Raw genomic sequence first — 20,506 nt, 5'->3', positions numbered from 1 at the left:
GCTGGATCGAGCCGCTTAGTTGGCATACTCGCCCTCCTATTGTGCGGTATAACCTCCATCGACGGGGTAAAAGCCGCCAGTTGAAAAACTGCTTTCATCAGAGAGAAGAAACGTGATGAGATTTGCGACCTCTTCGCATGTTGCCATACGGCCCATCGGATGGGCCGCTCGTATGCCGGCCAGTATCTCATCCGGTGCCTGGCGCATCTTCGGTGTCTCGACGTAACCCGGCCCGACTGCGTTGATGCGGATGTTTTGAGTCGCGAATTCCAGCGCGGCCGAGCGGGTCAGTCCAAGGACACCATGTTTGGCAGCGGTATAGGGACCGATTCCCGCCACACCGACCACACCATTGGCAGATGACAGGTTGACGATTGAGCCGCCGCCACTTTTCAGCAGTGCCGGGATCTCGTACTTCAGGCAGTGGAAAACGCCGCTGAGACAGGTTGCGATAACGGCATTCCAGTCCTCAATGCTGGAGTTCGGAATTGTGGTGCTGCCCGGACCGACGATACCGGCATTATTGACCGCCATATGCAGCGCACCGAAGCGTGCGACTGTGTCGCCGACAAGCGTTGCGACTTGAGACGGATCAGAGACATCGCAGACCAGCCCCAGGCTGTGTTCCCCGGAGGGGTCGAGGGTATGTGCCCGCTCGCGGGTTCTTTGCGGATCGCGGGCCGCGACGACAACCGATGCCCCGCGAGCGCGCAGGGCCTGTGCGACAGTTGCGCCGATGCCCTCGGTGGCGCCAGTCACAATCGCGACCTTGCCGTTGAAATTCTGCATATGCACCTCCTTGATTGCCAGGCTACCGCCACCCTATCAGAGGCGCCTGTCAGAAGGTGTCAGTAGTCTTCTGCTGGCCTATTGGGCGCGGGTATCGCTTGTTCGACCTTACGTCTCAGCCACAGCCTGGCATCCTCATTCAACACATACAGACAGGGCAGCAGCAGCAGCGAAATCAAGGTTCCGAACAACACCCCCCAGACCATCGCCATAACCATCGGGGCGACAAACGGGTTTTCTCCGCCCCAGCCATAAGCGGTGGGAAACAAACCCACCACAGTAGTGATTGAGGTAATGACAATAGGTCGAAAACGCGTGGCAGCCCGTTTTGCGATATTGCCTAAATCGGTGGGGCTTTTTTCTCGATTGAGAGAGTACACCATCACCACCGCATCGTTGACTAAAACACCAACCAAACCCAATACCCCGATCATGGCGATAAAACTCATCGGCAGGTCCTGTACGGCAAACGCGACCAATACACCCATAACACTAAACGGCAATACCGCCAATATCAGCAGCGGTTGACTAAACGAGTTAAACAGGACGACAAGCACAAATAAAATCATCAGAATACAGGCGAAAAACGCCACCCCAAGATTGCCGTAAGACTGTTGCTGTTGCTCCAGTTCACCGCCCTGATGAAAACTCATCCCCGGGTACTGATGGCCCCAGTTTTGCGCCATAATATGCTCCCTGAGGTGTTGATTTACACTCAGTACGTCCGTAGCAGCTCTATCAATATCGGCATACACGGTGACCGTTCTGCGACCGGCATAGTGTTTGATATCGGTATCGCCGGGGCGCAGGCTAAAGCTGGCGACAGAGTTCAGAGCAACAGCTTCACCCCGGCTGTTGATGATAAACAGGTCTTTCAGGGTATTGAGCTTTTTCTGTCCCTCCCGGGGTAAACTGAGACGAAAATAGGTGCGCTCGGCGGCCAATTGCTGCTCCGCCACGATAAGGCCATCCATGGCAACCCGCACGGCCTCGGCCACTTGTTTTACCGTGAGATGGTAGCCAGCCAGGTTGTGATAATTGAAGGTGAGGTCGAGGATGTCTTTACCGGTCTTCTGGCTGTCCCATACCCGGGTGACGCCGGGGAGGTCGACAAGAAAGGCTTTCACCGCATCGGCCACCTGTAGTTTTTCGGTACCGTCGGACATGATTTCCAGTTCAACCGGTTTACCCATCACCGGCGTGTCTTTCAGCGGTTCCACCCTGATAGAGACAAAGTCCGTTTGTCGTGCCGCCAGCGCCTTGATTTTAGCCAGTGTCGCCGCTGGAGGTTCTTGTACCTCGCTGGACGGTTTAAGGTAAACGGTGGTCACGGCCCACGCCTGGTTGCGTCCTTCAGAACCGCCGTAAATGTCGGTATCCTGATGCCCGATCTGGCTGACGATATTCAACAGATCCGTAGCCGGTATAACAGCCCGCACTGCATTTTCCAGCGCAGAAACCCGCGTGCCCGTGTCCGCAAACGGCGTACCGTTTGGCAGCTCAATTTGAATGTTGATGGTGTCCACGGCCGTATCGGGGTAGAGCTGAAAACGAATCTGGGAGGCACTGACAGTAATAATAGTCAAGAACATCAGCACGATAGCGGCACTGGCTTTTTTCCGGTGTCGCAATAACAGCAAAATAAACTGCTGATAGCGCTGCTGGCTATAGACTAACCAGGAACGTCGTTCCGTTTTAAAGGCGCTGTGTGCCAAATGAGCAGGCAGGAGAAATTTGCTTTCAAACAGCGAAGCCAGCAACATAAGCGTAATAACCACCGGGATCACCAGTACAAAGTCCCCCTCCAGTCCGCCGAGGGTGAACAATGGCAGAAAGGCGAGTATGGTCGTCAGCACGCTGACAAATACCGGCGCGGCTACATCTTGCGTTCCCTTAATGGCCGCCTGCTTGCGACTGAGGCCTGATTCCCGCCGGGCCTGAATACTCTCGGCCGACACAATGGCATCGTCCACCAGCATACCCAACACCAGTATCAGGGACATCAGGGTTAGGCTGTTGATGGAAAAACCCGTAAACAACAGTATGGCGAATGTGGCTAGAATAGAAAACGGCAAACCAATACTTACCCACAGTGCCAGACGCCGTCCTAAAAACAGCCACAGAATCAGAAACACAGATACAAAACCCATCCAGGCGTTAGCGACCAGTGTTTTTAGCATGTCTTTGGTAAAACGGGAGATATCGTTGACCAGATGCAGTTCTACCCCGCCGGGTAAACGTTCTTTTTCAGATGCCAGCAGTTCGCGCACACGCTCCAAAGTGGCGAGCTCATCTGCGGTGGAAAGCTTTTTAATCTGCAGGGCGATACCCAATTGCCCGTCGGTGCGAACCTGAACCTCCCAGTCTTCATAGTCCGGCAACACCGTCGCTATATCTCTCAGCAAAACACTGTTGCCCGGCTCGCGACTGCGTACGATGAGCCTGGCCACTTCCAGCGGGTCTTCAAATTGTCCCACTGTCAGAACTTTTTTTTCGCTACTCAACGAGGAGATGGACCCGCCGCTGTCGCGTATATTACGCAGTGCAATCGCGCGCTTGATTTCGTCGATTGAGACGCCTAGCTGCAAGAGTTTGTGTTGATCGAGTTGAATCGCAATTTCGGGGCGGCGATAGCCAATTTTCTCGATACCGGAAACACCTGCTACGGTGCGTAGCACCTGTTGCCAATGTCGCGCCTGCTGCCTGAGTATATCCTCTGAAACGGCGCCTGTGATATGGAGCTCAGCCACCGGCAGGTTATCCGTGCCCAGTTCTTCAACCAAGGGCTTTTCAATCAGGTCCGAAGGCAGGCGGCTCTGGGCCCGATCGACCGCTTTTTGAATATCGGCCAATACTTTGCGCTTGTCGGGGTAGTCCGGATCGAGGTTGAGGGTAATCAGGGACAAGCCTTCCATACTGCGTGAAAAAATTTTCCGTACACCGTTGACTTTTAATAACTCTTCCTCCAATACCAGGCTGATACTTAATTCCACCTCTTCCGGCCCTGCGCCGGCTTTTGTGGTTGTTACTGTGACAACCCCCATATCGATATGAGGCGTAACTTCGTAACGTGAAGCCTGTAAGCTCGACAACCCCAGCAATATCACCAAAATCATAATCAGATTAACCAGCTTTGGACGTTCAATAAAAAACCGCACCAGGTTACTCATGGTTAATCTCCAACAAGGACCCCTCGGTCACTTGCCGGGCGCCGATCACAATCAATTGGTCGCCCGCGGCAAGCCCGCGCCTGACATACAGGTGGTCCTCAAAACCCAACATCACCTCCACAGGCTGGCGGCGGGCGCGATCATTTTCCGCCACATACACGACATGTTGTCCCTGCCAGGCCACCAGCGCAGCTTCCGGGATAATGAGTTGTTCGGGGATGGGTACGCTCAACAGGGTGACATTGGCCGTCATACCGGGCTTTAAGCGGCCATGGGTGTTGTCCAGCAACAGTTTGACTTCAAAGTTACCTGTGCGGGCATCGGCGGTCGCCGAGATGGAATAGATTTCTGACTCGAGAGTGCCGGCCACGGTCTTTACCCAACCACGGTTGCCCACTCGCAGGTAAGGCAGATGGTGCTCACCGACAAACACTGAAACTTTAACACTCTTTACCGCCTGCAGCGTCAACAGGGGCTGATAAGCCGTTACAGACTGCCCGGCCTCCACCCGGCGTTCACCGACCACGGCATCAATGGGACTGGTCAGGGTTGTGTTACCCAGGTCGCGCTCGATCAGTTGCAGGCTCGCCTTTAGTTCGCGCGTTTTTGCATCTGCCACATCGCGCGCAAATCGCGCCTCATCAAATTGCTGCTGCGAGACCGTGTTGTTGGCAAGCAGCGTTTGCAATCGGGAAAAGTTTAACCGGGCGTTTTCCTGCTGGGTAAGCGCTTGTTCCAACATATGCTGGGTTTGCTGTAACGAGAGCTGTAGCTTACTGTCATCGAATATCAACAGCGGCTGCCCATCTATCACAGCCTGTCCCTCGTCAACCAGCACTTTTTCAACCGGTGCGGAGAATTCAACGTTCAGGGCCACCTCTTCAGCCGATTCCAATACACCGAAAACATTCACTTTTCCGGTAACCGTCGTCGGCATCAGTGTTGCGGTCTTCACCTTGATCGACTGCTGCGTATCGAACTGATGTTGCGGCGATTCCGGCTGGCAGGCGAGTAACGTTACGGCACTCGTGAAGACAGCGATATATTTCATAATTTATGTCTCGACCTCCTGGGCTGAGTTGCCCGATGTGCCGGTCCCTCTTGGCCAGCCCATGCACAAATCTAGGGAAGTCTGTCCGCTTTTGTTTTGATCGGCGTCAATGTGTCGAACGGTTGTTTGAGGTGCGCACTTGCAAACCGCGATAAGGGCTGCGCATAGCAGGGTGCCAAGCGTGAACAGAACCGGCCGGGCCCGATTGCCAACTCCGCGATCGGCTTTTTCGCGCCGGTTCCTTGTCGACTGGTTGTTGTGGCTTAAGCTGCGAGCACCGTATCCAGTTTTTGGTAACTCATTTCCATGCCGTCGGTCATGCCTGTTGACAGGGCGGTGTCGCGGTCTTCCTTGGACTGGAACTGCATTGCTGTGGTCATGATGGTTTTGCCGTCATCTTCGTCAAACGTGACGGTGATAAGCATGCTTTCACCCATCTTGTCACCGAGGTCGCCCGGATCATAGAATTCTGTGTGTACAATTTTTTTATGGGGTGTGACTTCCTTGAACTCGCCATAAAAACCAAACTCGTTACCGTTCTCATCGCTTCTCCAACGCCACTGAAACTTGCCGTCGACCCGCACATCCATTTCACAGACGGGCATCGACCAGCCCGGTGGTCCGAGCATCCAGCGTTGCAGGAGTGCTGGTTCGGTGTAGGCACGCCACACGAGGCGTGCGGGGGCGTTGAACAATCGCGAAACACGCACTTCGGTATCTGATGGCAGGGTGACTTCGGCAGATTTCATGGTTTCTTCTCCTTTCCCGGTTGTCTGTCTTGTAAATCGTCGAGCAGTGCGTCGAGGCGCTCAAAATTGCCCTCCCAAACCGTGCGAAACCGCTCCAACCAGGCGTCCAGGGCCTGCAGCCCGTCCGGTTCCAACTTACAGGGCCGGGTCTGTGCTTTGCGGGAGCGTGAGATCAGGCCCGCCGATTCCAGCACTTTCAAGTGGGAGGAAATTGTGGGCTGCGTCAGATCAAACTGTTGGACCAATTCAGAGACGGTTGCCTCACCGCGGATCAGGTGAGCAACGATGCCACGGCGGGTCGGGTCGGCGAGGGCGGCGAAGGTTTGGTTTAGAGATTCCATTTTGATAGGCTATCATCTATATAGATAATTGTCTATATAAGCTTGGATATCAGGACATTCACTTTCGAGTCGCGCCGCAGAGCCCGTTCCGGCCTATACGCCGGGCCCAAACTCAGACTCGCGGTTTCTGAATTCGCCTGTTGGGGGAGGGGGAGTTTGTCGTGTCAGCCATAGCGCCTTTTGCGCGGCACCTCGATTATCGCGAGAAGGGCAAATTTACCGGTAACTTTCGCGTACTATTCCTTGTTGAGGCGGCTCTGCATATCAGCATATGCAGCTTCTATGAGTTGACGTAACGCTGCGGCATCGATATCACTTTCCGGCCTCAGCTTCACATGACGCATGTACTTACCCGACCCCTCCAGCAGGCCCGCCGGATCGACGAGCTCGGCGCCGCGGAAAAAGCCGACATTGACATGAGCCGTAAACGCGTTGACGTAACCGAATGCGGCGTCAACCACACACGCTGTCGGGTGGCCGTCGTGTAACAGTTCGCGAACATCGTCTCCGCAAGCACGCATGACGTCAAACCAGTATTGCGCAATGGTGCCCAAGTCGCCTGAATGTTGCCGCATCCAGGAGTCGACAGCAGGGTCCCGCTTAACTGAGCCGGGGAAGTGAAAGAGTTGATTCATGATTGCCAAGCTCCGAGGTGCGCCACAGGGACCGCAAGCAATTGGCCGCTCTGCGGGTATGGCATAGCCACGGAATATACCTTTACCGAAGTCACGCCAGTCCAGGTTCTTTGTCATCCCGGGCTGTAGCCAGCGGGATGATGTTGTTCAAAAACTCACGGATTTGTGGTTCAAAAGCGCTGAAGTCATCACCGGTTACCTGATAATCCGCAATCGCTTTGACATCATTCTTTTGCGCTGCCGGTAGACGTTCGCAGATTTTTAGTTCAAAAACAACTTTGGGCGGACCACCGGCAAGCACAGACAGCTCTTTTGTAAGGCTGTCTTTTTGTCCGGGTCGGTCGTAGCCACAAAGTGATATAAAAGAATAATCGGAAAGAAAATCCTTTTCACGCCTGATAAGAGTCTGCATGGGGTTTGCCACTTTGGAGTCCCAGACCGGTGCGACAAGTATGATGTGGTTGTAGTCGGAAAAGGTATAGTCAGATGGCTTGATTTTTGGCTTTCTCCTGAACACCATATCCAGGATCACCGTCAGTGCGGTGCGCTTTTTCTGTTCAACAACAGGGCAGGTATCACATCCGATACATGCGGCAAGATGCTCGGCAAGTTGCCGGTTATTGCCGGTAAAAGAGAAGTAGACGACAAGTGTTTTCACTGTTTTCACTCTACTGTAGGCACTCAGGCAGGTTCTATCATAACAAAAAATGATAGCGTTTTAGGGTGTTCACCACAGCATGATAGGGTGCGCCATAAATGCCTCTCTCGCCTTACCCGGCTTGCCAGTCCTTGCAGCCGGATGTTGTTTCAGGCCCCATGCTCACTTATCTGCGACAGCGTCGTAGCCGACTTTAGAAAACGCCACCAGGCAGATGCCATGGCCGAACGGGTCGGCAAGCGGCGCGAGTGTGCCCCACGGGTGGGTGGTCTGCCGGCCCGCTCGAACCGCACCCGCCGCCAGGGCTTTGTCGACGGCGGCCGCGATATCGTCGACCACTATATCGATATGAATGGGCGTCCAATGTCGCGTGTAGCTGCGCAAGGTATTCAGGGATGGCACTGGCCGCGTTCCCGCTGGCTGTTCAATAAGATAGACCTTTGTGCCAGCCATTCCCAGTTCCGCGACGGAACGCCCCAGCAGCGTCCGCAAATAGTTAAAACCAAGCCCTTCGACATAGAAGTCAATTGCGGCGTTTAAGTCGGGAACATCAATATTAACAATAAAGCCCGACATATGATTAAAGGCTTTCCGCGACCCGGCCCAGTTGTTCGATGCAGGTGCCCCAGCCATCCAGAAAACCCATATCGGCATGTTTCTGGCGGTCTGCGTCATTCTTATGGAGAGCGGTTGCCGTATACTTTGTCCCTTCGGGGTGTTCCTCTAAGGTGATGATGGCGGAGAAGAAAGACGACTCATTTGGCCGCCAGCCGCCTCGCAGGGCATCGGTGAAGACGATACGCTGGTTTTCAATAACTTCGAGAAAACAGCCTTCACCGCCATGTTCGGTGCCATCTTCCATCCGCATGACCGTATCGAATGCACCCCCGGGGTGAAATTCATGTTTCTTGCAGATCGTAACGATCGGAGCGGGTGCCCACCACTTGACGAAGTGCACCGGTTCTTTCCAGGCTTTCCACACTGTTGAAGGCGGTGCTTTGATAATGCGGGAAACTGTCAGGTCGTTTTCACTCATGTTTTGGTCTCCTTGGCTAGTTGGTTTTCGACGTAATCGGCGAGGCGATCGGTCCTGCGCTCCCAAAGCGCCCGCTGCTTTGCCAGCCAGGTTTCGGCGGCAGTGAGCTGTTTCGGTTGGATACGGCAGGTTCGCACGCGCCCGACTTTCTTCGACCCGATCAGGCCGCTGTCTTCGAGCACTTTGATGTGTTTCATAAACGAGGGCAGGCCTATATCAAAGGGTTCCGCGAGCTCTTTGACGGCAGCCGGCCCCTGGATAAGCCTGGCGATGACGGCTCGCCGGGTGGGGTCGGCAAGGGCGTGAAAAGCGGAATCGAGCGATTTTGAATAGTTGGCCATATGGGAAACTATAAACAATAGTTCTCTAGTTGGCAAACTATTTATTAAGAGTCGCCGCAGAGTCTGTCTGTGCCCTTGGGCACGGAGGATTACCTACCGCGGCCGGACGACCGGCGCTTACCGTTATCGCCATTGCGAAAATAAGTCTTGCGGCTCCCGTAGCGGGCCTATATGCAAATATTGGTGCAAATATTGGCGTCAATATCCGTCCAGCACCCGCGCCAACTCCCCTGGTGCGAGAAGCTCCGCCGCGATAGCCGTGACTGTGCTCCAGGCTTCATGGACATGCCGTTGTTCGGTATAGGTCTGGCCCACGGCAAGACGGATAACGGTGCGGCCATGGGCGCGGGTTTTGGTAAGGTAAGTTCGGCCGTCGTCATTGATCCGTCGCAACAGTTCTTCGTTGACTATATCGAGCTGCGGCCCGGTCAAGCCCCGAGGGTTTAGTTGAAAGGCTATCAATGCCAGAGTTGGCCCTGATACCAACTCAAAATCGGGGTGTGCTGCTACGTTGTCGGCCAGCGCTGCGGCCCAGTCGATGTGATTGCGGATCATCGTCTGTAGTCTCTCCGCACCATAGGAGCGCAGCACAAACCAGAGTTTCAAGGCCCTGAAACGACGGCCGAGTGGTACCCCCCAATCCCGATACTCCGGCATTTGTTCCCCGGCGGCGGACTCGAGGTAGGCGGGCATAATGGCCAGAGCGTTTACCAGTTCATCGGGATTTTTGAGATAGAAAGCCGAGCAGTCGAAGTTAGTGAACAGCCATTTATGCGGATTGAAGACGAAACTGTCTGCGAATTCAATCCCGCCGAGCATGACGCGCTGTTCCGGCAAGATCAGGGCGCTGCCCGCCCAGGCGGCATCGACATGCAGAAAGACCTTTTGCTCTGCGGTGATTGCACCGATTTCACGCAGAGGGTCGATAGAGCCGAGCCCGGTGGCGCCGAGGCTGGCGACGACACAGGCGGGCAGCAAACCCGCCTCGCGATCTGTGTTCAGGGCCTGTGTCAATGCTTGCGGGTCCATGGCACCAGTGCCGGTGACTGTAACCTTCCTGACCTGATCGGCGCCAAAACCGGCAATGCGCGCCCCTTTTTCAACGGAGGAGTGCGCCTCTGCCGAAGTGTATATGGTCAGGGGCGGGTGCCCATGTAGCCCGGTTCGGGCTGCCTGGCCTTGCGTCGCCCGCTCGCGAGCGGCAATCAAGGCACAGAGTGTTGCGGAAGAAGCGGAATCCTGGATCGAGCCGGTAAAAGCCTCCGGCAAGTCAATAAGCTGGCGCAACCATTCCAGCATCCGGGTTTCAAGTTCGTTGGCGGCGGGCGACGTTTCCCACAGCATACATTGGGCAGCCAGTGTGGTGGTCAGTATCTCGGCCAAGATGGACGGCGGGCTTGAATTGGCGCTGAAGTACGCAAAGAAGCGCGGGTGTTGCCAGTGGGTCATGCCGGGGAGAATAATGCGTTTAAAGTCCTCAAACAGTTCACTGAAAGGCTCACCTTTTTCAGGGGGCTGGCGGGTAATTTGCTGAAGAATGTCGCCGGGCTTTACCTGCGAGCGTACCGGGTACTGCTCGACGGATTCCAGATAATCTGCCATCCAGTCCACGACGGTGTGGGCCTGATTTCGGAATTCTTTGCTGTCCAATGTGTTTACCTGTCGTCTCTTGGTTTTGTGCGGCTCTAGTCGCAGCCGGCCACGTCACAACAGCGAGAGCTGGCTTTTCTCCAGTGCCGATGCTAACGAATCCATGGTAGGTGTCCAGCTATTTCCCAGCGGAGACCCAGGCTGGTGTCGAGATCGGCTGCAATGAGACCCCTATGACGATTCAATTCGCCGGGACTGATGTAGGGAGATCGCCGTTTGGTTCTCGTTTCCCCGTGCGTCAGGCAGCCCTTGTGTATACGTACTTTCAGGCTGCCCTCGTTGTTGAAGGTGACGACAAGAATTGCCAAGCGTCGAGCCGATCAGAGAACTTAGTGGTATGCCGGTTGAAGTAGATCGAAGTCACGTCTTGAAATTGGCTCTTCGGACCTTACGTTCGGCGCATCCGCTCAAGTAGAAGTTCATGCACTTTTCTTTTCCATCAGCTTCCCATGTTCAAGGAAGTATGCCAGTTCTCTTAGAAAGTCAGGTTCTTCATCAGAAATAGACGCAATAACTGAATTTCCGTTCTCATTTGTCGCTGTCAGTATAATTGTCCATATTCCTTTACAGGCATTGTTCCCCATTTCTATCAGCTCTATTTTTAGATATTCGATAATACCGTTTTCCGTTTGAAAAATTACTCCTTCTAAAACTTTGTTGGGCTCTAGCTTCGTTAGTATCCAAAGTCCGGAACCCAAAATATTGGATGCCGGGGTTTGAAATACACAGAGAGGCTCCGCATACCCTGTTGTGGTATATATTAAGTCTACCGTCCAGCCGTTAATCCAGTCCGCCTCACGGGCGGGACAGAGTTGTTTGAAAACCTGTTTGGGAGAGGCGTTAAAGTGTTTTTCAAATACTTGCTCTTTTCTTTTAAAGGGGGTGTTTCTTTCTAAAAAACGCTCGACAATTTCATCCGATTTGCTGGTATCTGGCTTTTTCATCCTGTTTTCTCCTCATTGAAAATGGGATTTACCGGTTACTGTACGCACCTCGGGTATGCACAGAGTTGACGCACGTCAATGTTGCCACTCGGGGAGATTGTTCTCCGAGTTGGCCGGGCGAGCAGGATAAAGGCTGAAGCCGTAGACAGGTCAAGAGGACCAAACGGCGCTTTGCTTGTAGGGTTCAGGCCCGATTCAGATTGCTAATATCGGGGCACGACCCGCACGCAAGTCTAGAATTGAGTCGCGCTGCGCAAGGCGAATAGACCGTTTCATGATTTCAGCGCGCCTGTACCCACATAGTAGTTAAGCGGACCAAGCTGGCCTTGGAGAGTCAGCGCGCCGGATATGGAAGAGCCCCCAAGGTCGGGGGCTCAGTTCAAACGGGTGAGATAACAATCCGCAATCTGTTTGCTCGTCCGATGACAGCGCAAGCGCTGGCGGTTTACGGCGTCGCCAACCCGTCCAAAAGGATAAGCTGAGGCGGATCAGCGAGCATATTGCCGTCCACCGCAATGGCGGTATAGATCATCCCGGCCTGCAGACTGAGTACGCCGGTTTCCAGCGCCTCGACCTTGGAACCGGCGGCGGTTACCGTTACCACATAGTCGCCGGCCGCCAGTCCCACATAACCCGTTTCGGCTAAAGTCCCAGTGTTATAGGGCACGTTGGGGAAAGCCGGATCGATAGCGCCAATCTCGCCGTCCGCCGATACGTAAATGTCGACATTGCCGGCACCCGGGGAGGCGTGAATAATGCGAACTCTGGCCTCTGTCGCCACCGCCCTGGGTGTATCTGTCAACAGATCCAGGTCCAGCGCCGCCAGGGTGTTGTTGGCGATCGCTGTATAGAATACGCCGGCCGCCAGTGTTACCGGCGCATCGTCGATCACCACGGCGCCATCGGCATCGGCGGCGATATCGAGCAAGTAGTTGCCGGCATCGACGGTGATATAGTCGGTCGCATCCAGGAACGCCGCGCCGTCAACCAGGGTCACTGCATTGTTGGCGATCACGTCCACGACCGGGGCATCGGCAGCGGCGTGCACCACGCGGATATGGGCTTGTGCATTGCCGTCCAGGATTACCGATGAGGCGGTGCCGTCGGCCACCAACAGAGATACCGGCGAGGTGCCCGTGGCCACGTTCTCGGTAGCGGCGATAAGCAGATCGGCGCCTGCCGCCAGTGGCACGGTGCCCGAGTCAAAGACGACGGTCTGGTCCCCGGCCGGCGTCAAGCGGATTTGATAGTCACCGGCCGGTACTATCAGTTGCCCGGTGAACTCGCCGAACGAGGCAGTCGCTACAGGTTGAGCATCACTGAGATCGGCGTCGGGCGCGGTCACATAGATATCCACCTGCGGTGCCTGGGGGGCGGCGTGTACTACCTGCACCCTGACATTATCGTAGGCAACGCCGAAGGCGCTGTTCTCGATCACCAGCGGCCCCAGGGTGCCGGCGCCGACCGAGCCGATTGCCAGTACCTCGTAGGTGTTGCCGGCGGCAAGTGCCAGGTCCGCGGTGATGACATCGGTGGTCATGGCGCCCGGCAGATTAGCCTCTACGCGCACGGCATAATCATCGGCGGGAACCGGTAGCCAGGCCGAGGCGGTCTGATAGTCGACGTCATTGAGCAGGGCATCACCATTGGCGAATACGTTGACTGTCGGCGCATCGGGGGAAGCGTGTGTCACGCGCAGGCTGGGCTGACCCAGCGTCGGCGGTGTGGCGTCCAGCGCATCCAGCAGGATCAACTGCGGGCCGGCGCCCATCATGCTGCCGTCGGCGGCAATAGCAGTGTAGACGCCGCCGGCCATCAGATTCAGTACCGATGTCTCCAGCGCTTCATCTTTGCTGCCGGTGGGCGTTACGGTTACCACATAAGCGCCTTCTGCCAGGGCCACGTACATGGTTTCCGCCAGCGCGTCGGTGCTGTAGGGCACGGCGCTGAACGCGGGGTCTACATCGGTGATTTCGCCATCGGCGGTTACATAGATATCCACCGTGCCGGCGCTGGGCGCGGCATGGATAATACGCACTTTGGCCTCAGTGGCCACGGCACGTGGCATATCGATCAGCAGGTCCAGATCGACGGCATCGCCGGCCAGGGTACCGTTGGCGATAGCGGTGTAGAATACGCCTTGTTCCAGTGTCACCACGGCATCGTCAACCACCGTGGTATCGGTACCGGCGGTGGCGATATCGATCATGTAGTCGCCCGGCTCGAGAGGCAGGTAGGCTGTGGTCGCGAGAAACGCTGCGCCGTCCACCAGGGTCAACGCATTGTTCGCGTTGATGTCGACGGCGGGGGCGTCACTGACGGCATGTACGACACGCAGCTCTGCTGTTGCTGCGCTGTCGCGGATTTTGGCCGAGCCGGTACCGTCTGCCACCAGCAGGGTTACCGGTGAGTTTCCAGTGCTGACATTATCTGTAGCCACGATCAGCAGGTCGGCACCTGCGGCCAGTGGCACGGTTGCGGAATCGAAAACCACGGTTTGTTGCCCCTCCGGCGTGATGCGAATGCGATAGTCGCCGGCCGCCACTTCAACCTGGTCGGTAAATTCCCTGAAAGCCAGTGTGTCCAGCGCCGCGGCCATGGCCAGGTCGGCGTCCGGGGCGGTGACGTAGATATCGACCGCGGGCGCCCCTGGCGCCGCGTGGACCACCTGCACGCGCACATTACCGGCGCCTATGTCTGAGGCGGAGTTTTCCACAATCAGCGCTTCTACTTCATCGGCGACCGTATCCACTGCCAACACGTCGTAGGTGGTGTCGCCGTCGAGCGTAAGTGTTTGCGTTATGACATCGATATTGCCCCCCGGCACATTGGCTTCGACGCGCACATCGTAGCTACCCGCATCCAACGTCAGGCGGGGAGAGGCGACCTGGTAATCCACATTTTCCAGTCCGGCCAGGATGGCGTCACCGGCAAATACGTTGACTGTCGGCGCATCCGGTGAGGCGTGAATAATTCGCAGGCTGGCGCTGGGTGTCGTTTCGGGTGGCGGCGGCGAGTTGTTGTCATCGTCATCGTCGAGAAAACATCCGGCGACGAAGAGTGGCAGTAGGGAGACTGCCACAAGTTTCATTATCCCCTTCATGGTCTTTTCCTCTTTCAGTTGATCTGTAAGTTTTGAATGTGCGAATCCCTCCGCGCAGTAGCCCTTTTAAGTGATGGTAGTTAGTGTTGTTATCGAATTGATAAATAGCATCGAAGCGCTCACTGCCAGCAGGCCAAGAATGGAATTGATGGCGGCTGGCTTGAAAGGCGGGAGGCTGCTATTACAAACAGTGTTGGGCCAAACAGGCTATCGCGGAGCAGTGAGTGGTTACCCTGATCCGGCGTTTCTTTCCGGTTTCTTTTTTCTGTAAATCCCATAGTCACTAACGGTCTATATCATGGAACGAGTTAACACGATTATTATCGCGACAGTATTTTCTGCCTTGGTGCTGCCGGCGTCAGTGAAGTCATAGTGCCTGATTGACTTTGCCGAAGCCGGCGTTCCGGTGTGCCATCGACTGCATGGATCACAGATATCATCTACGCAACATCCTGATGATTGGACCACTTGGGTTTGTCTAGCTGTGGTTTGACAAAATTTTCATGCCCAGCACCGGTGAACCGCGGCAATTGAAAGCTCGATATGCTTGGGAATATTGGTGGCGGCACTTGCGTGACACTGTCTGAAGCGAAGTGCTGGGGCAGGTTGTAGTGAATGCAGATTGGTGATCGCCCGGCGGGTTTCGCCGTTTGTCTTTGTGTTTGCAGCATTCGGGCGGTATCTGCAACTGGTCAGGTTGACAGAGTGAGTCGATAGACCTGTGGCGCGGCGCTCTTGTCTACGTTTACACCGTGTGTCAACGGCTTGGTGCGCTTATCGATTTCAACTCGATCTGTATGGATGATCAAATTGTTTCCAGTAATGATTTTTGTGCCGCGATTTTAATTTTATAGGTAGGGAAGGTCACAAAAGTGGTCTGGCCGGCCGCTATGATCTACTTGATGCCGGACTGCGTAGAAGAATGCGCGACAAATCGATTTTTAAAACCGGGAGCGCGATGACGTTGGTTGCAGTGGTGCCCGGGTTAACCTGCTGTAGGAACGTTATCTTCGGGACGGTTATGCAGAGGCAGGTGATTATTGGCCATGTCGGTTAACTTTTTTGGTTTTATGATGCCCGTCACGGTTTGGGGTTTCAAAAAGCGGGCTCCAGCAATATCTCGATTGCCGACAGGAGTTTTTTTTGGAACTGTTTATCCAGGGGCGCATGGCCACTCATCAGGCGGTACCAGACAGCGCCGAATATCATGTCTAATAAAACTTCAGTATCCACCTTCCCGGTCCCACCGGGCTCAGTTCCGCTGTGCAGTATTTTGGTCAACGTATGGCGCCGGACCGAGGAAAACCGCGTCCATACCCGCGCGGCAAACGCTTTATCGGCCTGAGCTTCTGCCATCAGCGCTGTAAACAACTGCGCCAGGTCATTGGCTGTGGCAAAGGTTTGTTCCATAAACCTGTTGAGATCTTTCCTGAAATGACCCGTAAAGGTCTGTCCGGCCAACGCCTGGGCGAATTGTGCGGCTGCCTCAAGTGCTATATCCGCTTTATCATTATACCAACGGTATATTGTCGACCGGCTGACACCGGCGCCACGGGCAACGCCATCGATGGAGACTCTGGCGTAACCCTGTGAGCGAACCGCATCGATAAATGCGGTGATGATGGCCTGGTGGGCTTGGGTGCTTCTCGGCCTGCCTCTGCTATTGGTCAAAGCTCTATCTGCTGCCATATCGTTCATAGTTGTTCAAATTCTTGTTCATATTGCCCGCAGTCTTTTCCTGTAAGAGTTTGCCGCCTATCAATAAGCCCGCTGGTCAATGGTCAGGGAGCCTTGCCAGCTAACCTGCTTCATAAATAACCTCAATCAGCTATTTACGATACACAGTGTACAGTATATCCTGGCCGAGTGATAACAGATCACTCATTATCGGCTGTGTATTAAGCAGTCGGCTTTTGAGGGAGCCTTAGTGACACCTGTGACTTTTCCGCAGCTTACCGCTGGTGAGTAGTGAACGAACAGGTTTCACCAAGTAATAAATCCAGCGCGCTCGAGACCGCGACTGGCGGCAATCAATTGACTGGAAAATTATTGTGAAAACAACAGGCATGTCCCCATGAAATTTGAAACACTACTCTATGAAACTAACGACCGGGTTGCGACGATCACCTTAAATCGCCCGCAGCATTTAAATGCCATTACCGCGCCTATGCCTCGTGAACTACGCCGGGCTGTGGAGCTTGCTGATGCCGATGCCGGTGTTCATGTGATTGTGCTGCAGGGAGCGGGTAAGGGGTTTTGTGGTGGCTACGATTTGGTGGCCTATGCTGAAGCGGAGGGAGAAATCCCCGGCAACCAGGAAATGCCCTGGGATCCCACCGAGGATTATGCCATGATGTCGCGCAATACCGATGACTTTATGGCATTGTGGCGTTCCCGGAAACCCACCATTTGTAAAATCCACGGTGCCGCCGCTGCCGGCGGCAGTGATATCGCACTGTGTTGCGATATGATTATCATGGCGGAGGATGCCAGAATCGGCTATCCGCCGACGAGAGTATGGGGGGTGCCTTCCACAATGATGTGGGTCTATCGTCTGGGGATCGAGCGCGCCAAACGTATGTTGTTTACCGGCGATTTGATCACGGGTAAGGAGGCGGAAGCACTGGGCTTGATTTTGAAAGCCGTGCCTTTGGCTGCCCTGGATGCGGAGGTGGATAAACTCTGTGCTCGCATCAAAGGTGTCCCTCGCAATCAGCTGATGATGTGTAAACTCACCGTCAATCAGGTCTATGAGAATATGGGATTGCACACGACACAAATGTTTGCCAACTTTTTTGACGGTGTTGCACGCCACTCCCCGGAAGGTTTATGGTTCCGCCAGCGAGCCCAGGCGGTTGGGTTTAAGCAGGCAGTCAAAGAGCGTGACTCGGGTGAGCCTATCGCTGAAGGGGTCAGTAAAAGTCTATAAACCTGTCGTCTGACCAGAGAAGCTCTAAAGCGTTTTGTAAGCCGCCTGTATAAAAAATTTGCAGTTAGGGTCGTCAACAAATCTGTAGTGTTTCCAGTATTTATTAGTTCGCTGTATAAGCCGGATTCTATAAGGAGGACATTATGACGGATACCGCGGTAACTACTGAGGTAGATGGTCCTGTCTTTATCATCAGCATTAACCTGCCGCAAAAACGTAATGCAGTGGACCGCTTCACAGCGGCGACTTTGCGACACGCCTTTGAACATTTTGAGGAGAATGCCGAACTGCGGGTTGCCGTATTGACCGGTGCGGGTGGTAACTTTTGTGCCGGCGCCGATCTGGTTGCCATGGAAGACCCCGCGCGGCGTAATGAGGTAGACATCAAGCGGGGAGGGGCCGGGCCCATGGGGCCCACTCGTATGGCGCTCAGCAAACCGCTGATTGCGGCGGTGGCGGGGTATGCGGTTGCCGGCGGGCTGGAGCTGGCGTTGATGTGCGATTTGCGTATCGCAGAACAGTCAGCGGTGTTCGGCGTCTTTTGCCGGCGCTGGGGCGTGCCATTGATCGATGGCGGGACTGTACGGTTACCGCGAATTGTGGGCCAGGGGCGGGCGTTGGACATGATTCTAACAGGACGCCCTGTGCACGCGGAAGAAGCGCTGCAAATGGGGTTGGCAAACCGAGTCGTAGCGGACGGTGAGTCGCTGGCGGCAGCGCGGGCCCTGGCTCATGAGATCGCTGGTTTTCCCCAACAGTGTGTAAAAGCGGACAGACTCTCCGTGTATCGCCAGTGGGACTATGAATTGGCTGAAGCCTTGGTGCGGGAGATTGCCGGAAGCTCTGCAGTCGTCCTCGAGGAAGCCGTTGAAGGTTCGCGCAGTTTTGCCAGCGGAAAAGGCCGCCACGGCCAATTCGATAACAATAAAAAGTAAGGTCAAAAGATAATGTCAGTACACCGATCAAGTGGCAGCGACGGCGCGGGGAAATCGCGGCTGTCCGACCAGTTCCCGAACCGCGGCTTGATCCATCCGCCAGATACCGGGTCGCTCCGGCTTTTCTAGCCTCACTCTGCCAGATCGGGTACCGGTGATCAGACCGGCCTGGTTTAAGCCGGTAAATACCGTGACAAGCAGGGGTTCGTCACGGGGAGCCGTATAAGTCTGTCAGCTGATGTTTGTCACTCACTATGACCTTTTAATGGTATTTTTGTTGATTCCGGCGACATTCGATGAACTGTCTTACTGAGTCACAACCCAGGCGGTATTCTCTTTGAGGTAGCGATGCCTAAAGCTGTTTAATACTGCCTGGCTCCACTTCAGGCAGGGAGTCTGTATCGTACAAATGCGATCTTTCAATTTTGACTCCTTTACTTTGTCAGTCTTATCAACAGGTTAGATCGTCGGCCACGCCGCTGCCTGCGATTGCCTGACGCCAATTCCCCTGAAAATTGGCAGTCCTCCCAATTTCACGTTAACGGTGTTTCTTGCTTGTCGGTGGAAAAACGCAAGCCACCTGGGATACTTATAAGTAGTATTAAACGGAAAAATACAGACACCCATCAGTTCCCGGTCAGTATTCAGGTTTCAGGCTTATTGACTTCTGAAATTTTAAACTACACTAGCATAGTGAGGAGCTTGCAGGCAGAGATTGGTTCCTAAAGAGATTTATTCTCTAACGTAGTCAAGATAAGAAAGAAAATTTTTTACTGATTCTCTATCATTACTTTGCGCGAACCCAGGGCCTATGCCGCAGACTGAGCAGCCAAATTATTTTGTTATCGCCGCGATTGTCGCCGCCGAGTTGTACCAGGCCATGGTAGTGGCACGACAGATCGCACTGACTGCCAGCAATGCGCGCTCTCTGGCGATACGGGCAGGGCAGGGAGCCGCCGGATTCCGTGCTATTACCGATTTCATCGACGACCTCGCTTCGGTTACTGTCAATGCCTCCAAGGTGATCAATAACCAGGCTGTGGCTGTCAGCCGTATCGCCTCGGATACGGCTCGCGCCGAATTTGCTCTGGTTAGTTTTGATAATGCCTTTCATAAAGCTTCCGGCGCGCCTTACCTTTCAAGCCTGGACGCTTCCTATCAGCGGACGCAAGAGTACAGGGACTCACTGCGTGAAAAATTCGACAAACAGGTTGTCAATCTTAACAGTCGGCTTGAGGAACTTGCCCGGGAGTTACGCACCGCTATGGTGCTCTCCGCCATGTCTCGAGTGGAAGCGTCTCAGGCGGGCGGGCAGTTTGAGCAACCTCTCAATGTTATCGCACAAAAAGTGGCCGATGCAGCCGCTGAAATTCAACGACGGGTAAAATACTCCCGACAGATGTTTAGCCATTTGGGGAAAGGCCGTGCTGACTAAGCAGATTTTCAAAAATAATTCTCACCAATGGTTGTTGTTTGGCCGTGATCCTGAGAAGCCGGAAAAAATTATCGATAGCAATCAATATATGGTTAAAACCGAGACCAAAGCTTTGCTGATGGACCCGGGCGGTATTGAGTTGTTTCCATCGATGCTGGCAAACGTTATCAAGCAGGTCCCGGTGGAGCAGGTAACTCACTTGTTTGCCTCACATCAGGACCCGGATATCATTTCATCGCTAGGGCTTTGGGATCAGGCATTGCCGGAAGCACAACTCCATGCACCCTGGCTGTGGGAGGGGTTCATACGGCATTTTGGTATGGATAACATCGACTATGTGGCCATTCCCGATGAGGGCGGGGAGTTGCAGCTCGATCTGGTGCAGCTACAGTTCGTGCCTGCGCACTACTTGCATGCTTCCGGTAATTTTCACGTCTACGATCCTCAGGCGCGGATATTGATGAGTGGTGATATCGGCGCCGCTTTGGAGCCGGCTGAGGCACCTTTGGTAGTCGACGACTTTCAAGACCACATCAGGAAAATGCAAATGTTTCACCAGCGCTGGATGCCGTCCAATAGAGCCAAGGACGACTGGATCGAACGGGTCAGCAAACTGGAGATTGATATGATGTGCCCGCAACACGGGCGTATTTTCGAAGGTGATGATGTCAAGCGCTTTCTCGACTGGTTCTCGACTCTGGATGTTGGTACGGCGATACCCAGGGTGCAGTCGGCTTGAG

Annotated in this window: 18 protein-coding genes; 4 read left to right on the top strand and 14 right to left on the bottom strand. The window is 54.5% G+C overall.

The window, feature by feature from the left end; genetic code table 11:
* Positions 1-36 precede the first annotated feature (36 nt).
* The 14 genes from FKG94_RS13295 to FKG94_RS13230 form a co-directional block, all read right to left on the bottom strand.
* Positions 37-789 carry an SDR family NAD(P)-dependent oxidoreductase gene (locus FKG94_RS13295; RefSeq protein WP_142904831.1) on the bottom strand — a complete coding sequence of 251 codons (753 nt, stop codon included), beginning with the start codon at positions 787-789 and terminating at the stop codon, positions 37-39.
* Between the two features lie 59 nt (positions 790-848).
* Entirely contained in the window at positions 849-3,959 is a 3,111-nt protein-coding gene (locus FKG94_RS13290) for an efflux RND transporter permease subunit (RefSeq protein ID WP_142904830.1), read from the bottom strand.
* On the bottom strand, positions 3,952-5,010 hold the full coding sequence (locus FKG94_RS13285) for an efflux RND transporter periplasmic adaptor subunit (RefSeq protein ID WP_142904829.1): 1,059 nt from the start codon (positions 5,008-5,010) through the stop codon (positions 3,952-3,954). Before FKG94_RS13285 ends, FKG94_RS13290 begins: the two co-directional genes overlap by 8 nt.
* Before the next feature lie 263 nt (positions 5,011-5,273).
* Positions 5,274-5,759: an SRPBCC family protein gene (locus FKG94_RS13280; protein WP_142904828.1), complete on the bottom strand. Its 486-nt coding sequence runs from the start codon at positions 5,757-5,759 to the stop codon at positions 5,274-5,276.
* Positions 5,756-6,100 carry an ArsR/SmtB family transcription factor gene (locus tag FKG94_RS13275; RefSeq protein ID WP_142904827.1) on the bottom strand — a complete coding sequence of 115 codons (345 nt, stop codon included), beginning with the start codon at positions 6,098-6,100 and terminating at the stop codon, positions 5,756-5,758. The genes FKG94_RS13280 and FKG94_RS13275 overlap by 4 nt, the downstream gene beginning before the upstream one ends.
* 236 nt (positions 6,101-6,336) lie before the next feature.
* Positions 6,337-6,735, bottom strand: coding sequence for a DUF1801 domain-containing protein (locus FKG94_RS13270; protein WP_142904826.1), 399 nt, complete (start codon positions 6,733-6,735; stop codon positions 6,337-6,339).
* A 91-nt stretch (positions 6,736-6,826) separates the two neighbouring features.
* Positions 6,827-7,393: a flavodoxin family protein gene (locus FKG94_RS13265; protein ID WP_142904825.1), complete on the bottom strand. Its 567-nt coding sequence runs from the start codon at positions 7,391-7,393 to the stop codon at positions 6,827-6,829.
* A 162-nt stretch (positions 7,394-7,555) separates the two neighbouring features.
* Positions 7,556-7,969 carry a VOC family protein gene (locus FKG94_RS13260; RefSeq protein ID WP_179957641.1) on the bottom strand — a complete coding sequence of 138 codons (414 nt, stop codon included), beginning with the start codon at positions 7,967-7,969 and terminating at the stop codon, positions 7,556-7,558.
* A 4-nt stretch (positions 7,970-7,973) separates the two neighbouring features.
* Positions 7,974-8,429, bottom strand: a complete 456-nt coding sequence (locus tag FKG94_RS13255) for an SRPBCC family protein (RefSeq protein WP_142904823.1) — start codon at positions 8,427-8,429, stop codon at positions 7,974-7,976.
* A complete protein-coding gene (locus FKG94_RS13250; RefSeq protein WP_142904822.1) occupies positions 8,426-8,770 on the bottom strand; it encodes an ArsR/SmtB family transcription factor in 345 nt (114 codons plus the stop codon). Before FKG94_RS13250 ends, FKG94_RS13255 begins: the two co-directional genes overlap by 4 nt.
* A 198-nt stretch (positions 8,771-8,968) precedes the next feature.
* Positions 8,969-10,420 carry a pyridoxal phosphate-dependent decarboxylase family protein gene (locus FKG94_RS13245; RefSeq protein ID WP_218943523.1) on the bottom strand — a complete coding sequence of 484 codons (1,452 nt, stop codon included), beginning with the start codon at positions 10,418-10,420 and terminating at the stop codon, positions 8,969-8,971.
* Positions 10,421-10,839: 419 nt separating this feature from the next.
* The gene (locus tag FKG94_RS13240) at positions 10,840-11,364 is read right to left on the bottom strand and encodes a hypothetical protein (RefSeq protein ID WP_142904821.1); all 525 of its coding nucleotides are present in this window, start codon (positions 11,362-11,364) and stop codon (positions 10,840-10,842) included.
* A gap of 445 nt (positions 11,365-11,809) precedes the next feature.
* The gene (locus tag FKG94_RS13235) at positions 11,810-14,446 is read right to left on the bottom strand and encodes a DUF4397 domain-containing protein (protein WP_218943522.1); all 2,637 of its coding nucleotides are present in this window, start codon (positions 14,444-14,446) and stop codon (positions 11,810-11,812) included.
* Between the two features lie 1,116 nt (positions 14,447-15,562).
* Positions 15,563-16,138: a TetR/AcrR family transcriptional regulator gene (locus FKG94_RS13230; RefSeq protein WP_179957639.1), complete on the bottom strand. Its 576-nt coding sequence runs from the start codon at positions 16,136-16,138 to the stop codon at positions 15,563-15,565.
* 403 nt (positions 16,139-16,541) lie between these two features.
* On the opposite strand from FKG94_RS13230, the gene FKG94_RS13225 reads away from it, so the two are divergent.
* The 4 genes from FKG94_RS13225 to FKG94_RS13210 all read left to right on the top strand — a co-directional run bounded on the left by FKG94_RS13225 (position 16,542) and on the right by FKG94_RS13210 (position 20,505).
* Entirely contained in the window at positions 16,542-17,396 is an 855-nt protein-coding gene (locus tag FKG94_RS13225; RefSeq protein WP_142904818.1) for a crotonase/enoyl-CoA hydratase family protein, read from the top strand.
* Positions 17,397-17,539: 143 nt separating this feature from the next.
* A complete protein-coding gene (locus tag FKG94_RS13220; protein ID WP_142904817.1) occupies positions 17,540-18,331 on the top strand; it encodes a crotonase/enoyl-CoA hydratase family protein in 792 nt (263 codons plus the stop codon).
* Between the two features lie 811 nt (positions 18,332-19,142).
* On the top strand, positions 19,143-19,766 hold the full coding sequence (locus FKG94_RS13215) for a chemotaxis protein (protein ID WP_142904816.1): 624 nt from the start codon (positions 19,143-19,145) through the stop codon (positions 19,764-19,766).
* Positions 19,756-20,505 (top strand): oxygen-binding di-iron domain-containing protein, encoded by a 750-nt coding sequence (locus tag FKG94_RS13210; RefSeq protein WP_142904815.1) that lies wholly within the window; start codon positions 19,756-19,758, stop codon positions 20,503-20,505. Before FKG94_RS13215 ends, FKG94_RS13210 begins: the two co-directional genes overlap by 11 nt.
* The last annotated feature ends 1 nt before the right edge of the window (position 20,506 follow it).

The sequence above is a fragment of the Exilibacterium tricleocarpae genome, from assembly GCF_007004655.1.
Classification (GTDB): domain Bacteria; phylum Pseudomonadota; class Gammaproteobacteria; order Pseudomonadales; family Cellvibrionaceae; genus Exilibacterium; species Exilibacterium tricleocarpae.
Note: the sequence above shows the minus strand (reverse complement) of the source record. Positions and strands in the feature narration are given on the sequence as shown.

What these genes read in the sequence shown, in the direction of transcription:
- FKG94_RS13250 (WP_142904822.1), bottom strand. Translation starts at nt 8,770, where the DNA reads ATGGCCAACTATTCAAAATCGCTCGATTCCGCTTTTCACGCCCTTGCC.
- FKG94_RS13270 (WP_142904826.1), bottom strand. Translation starts at nt 6,735, where the DNA reads ATGAATCAACTCTTTCACTTCCCCGGCTCAGTTAAGCGGGACCCTGCT.
- FKG94_RS13255 (WP_142904823.1), bottom strand. Translation starts at nt 8,429, where the DNA reads ATGAGTGAAAACGACCTGACAGTTTCCCGCATTATCAAAGCACCGCCT.
- FKG94_RS13295 (WP_142904831.1), bottom strand. Translation starts at nt 789, where the DNA reads ATGCAGAATTTCAACGGCAAGGTCGCGATTGTGACTGGCGCCACCGAG.
- FKG94_RS13220 (WP_142904817.1), top strand. Translation starts at nt 17,540, where the DNA reads ATGACGGATACCGCGGTAACTACTGAGGTAGATGGTCCTGTCTTTATC.
- FKG94_RS13215 (WP_142904816.1), top strand. Translation starts at nt 19,143, where the DNA reads ATGCCGCAGACTGAGCAGCCAAATTATTTTGTTATCGCCGCGATTGTC.
- FKG94_RS13225 (WP_142904818.1), top strand. Translation starts at nt 16,542, where the DNA reads ATGAAATTTGAAACACTACTCTATGAAACTAACGACCGGGTTGCGACG.
- FKG94_RS13290 (WP_142904830.1), bottom strand. Translation starts at nt 3,959, where the DNA reads ATGAGTAACCTGGTGCGGTTTTTTATTGAACGTCCAAAGCTGGTTAAT.
- FKG94_RS13285 (WP_142904829.1), bottom strand. Translation starts at nt 5,010, where the DNA reads ATGAAATATATCGCTGTCTTCACGAGTGCCGTAACGTTACTCGCCTGC.
- FKG94_RS13280 (WP_142904828.1), bottom strand. Translation starts at nt 5,759, where the DNA reads ATGAAATCTGCCGAAGTCACCCTGCCATCAGATACCGAAGTGCGTGTT.
- FKG94_RS13240 (WP_142904821.1), bottom strand. Translation starts at nt 11,364, where the DNA reads ATGAAAAAGCCAGATACCAGCAAATCGGATGAAATTGTCGAGCGTTTT.
- FKG94_RS13275 (WP_142904827.1), bottom strand. Translation starts at nt 6,100, where the DNA reads ATGGAATCTCTAAACCAAACCTTCGCCGCCCTCGCCGACCCGACCCGC.
- FKG94_RS13260 (WP_179957641.1), bottom strand. Translation starts at nt 7,969, where the DNA reads ATGTCGGGCTTTATTGTTAATATTGATGTTCCCGACTTAAACGCCGCA.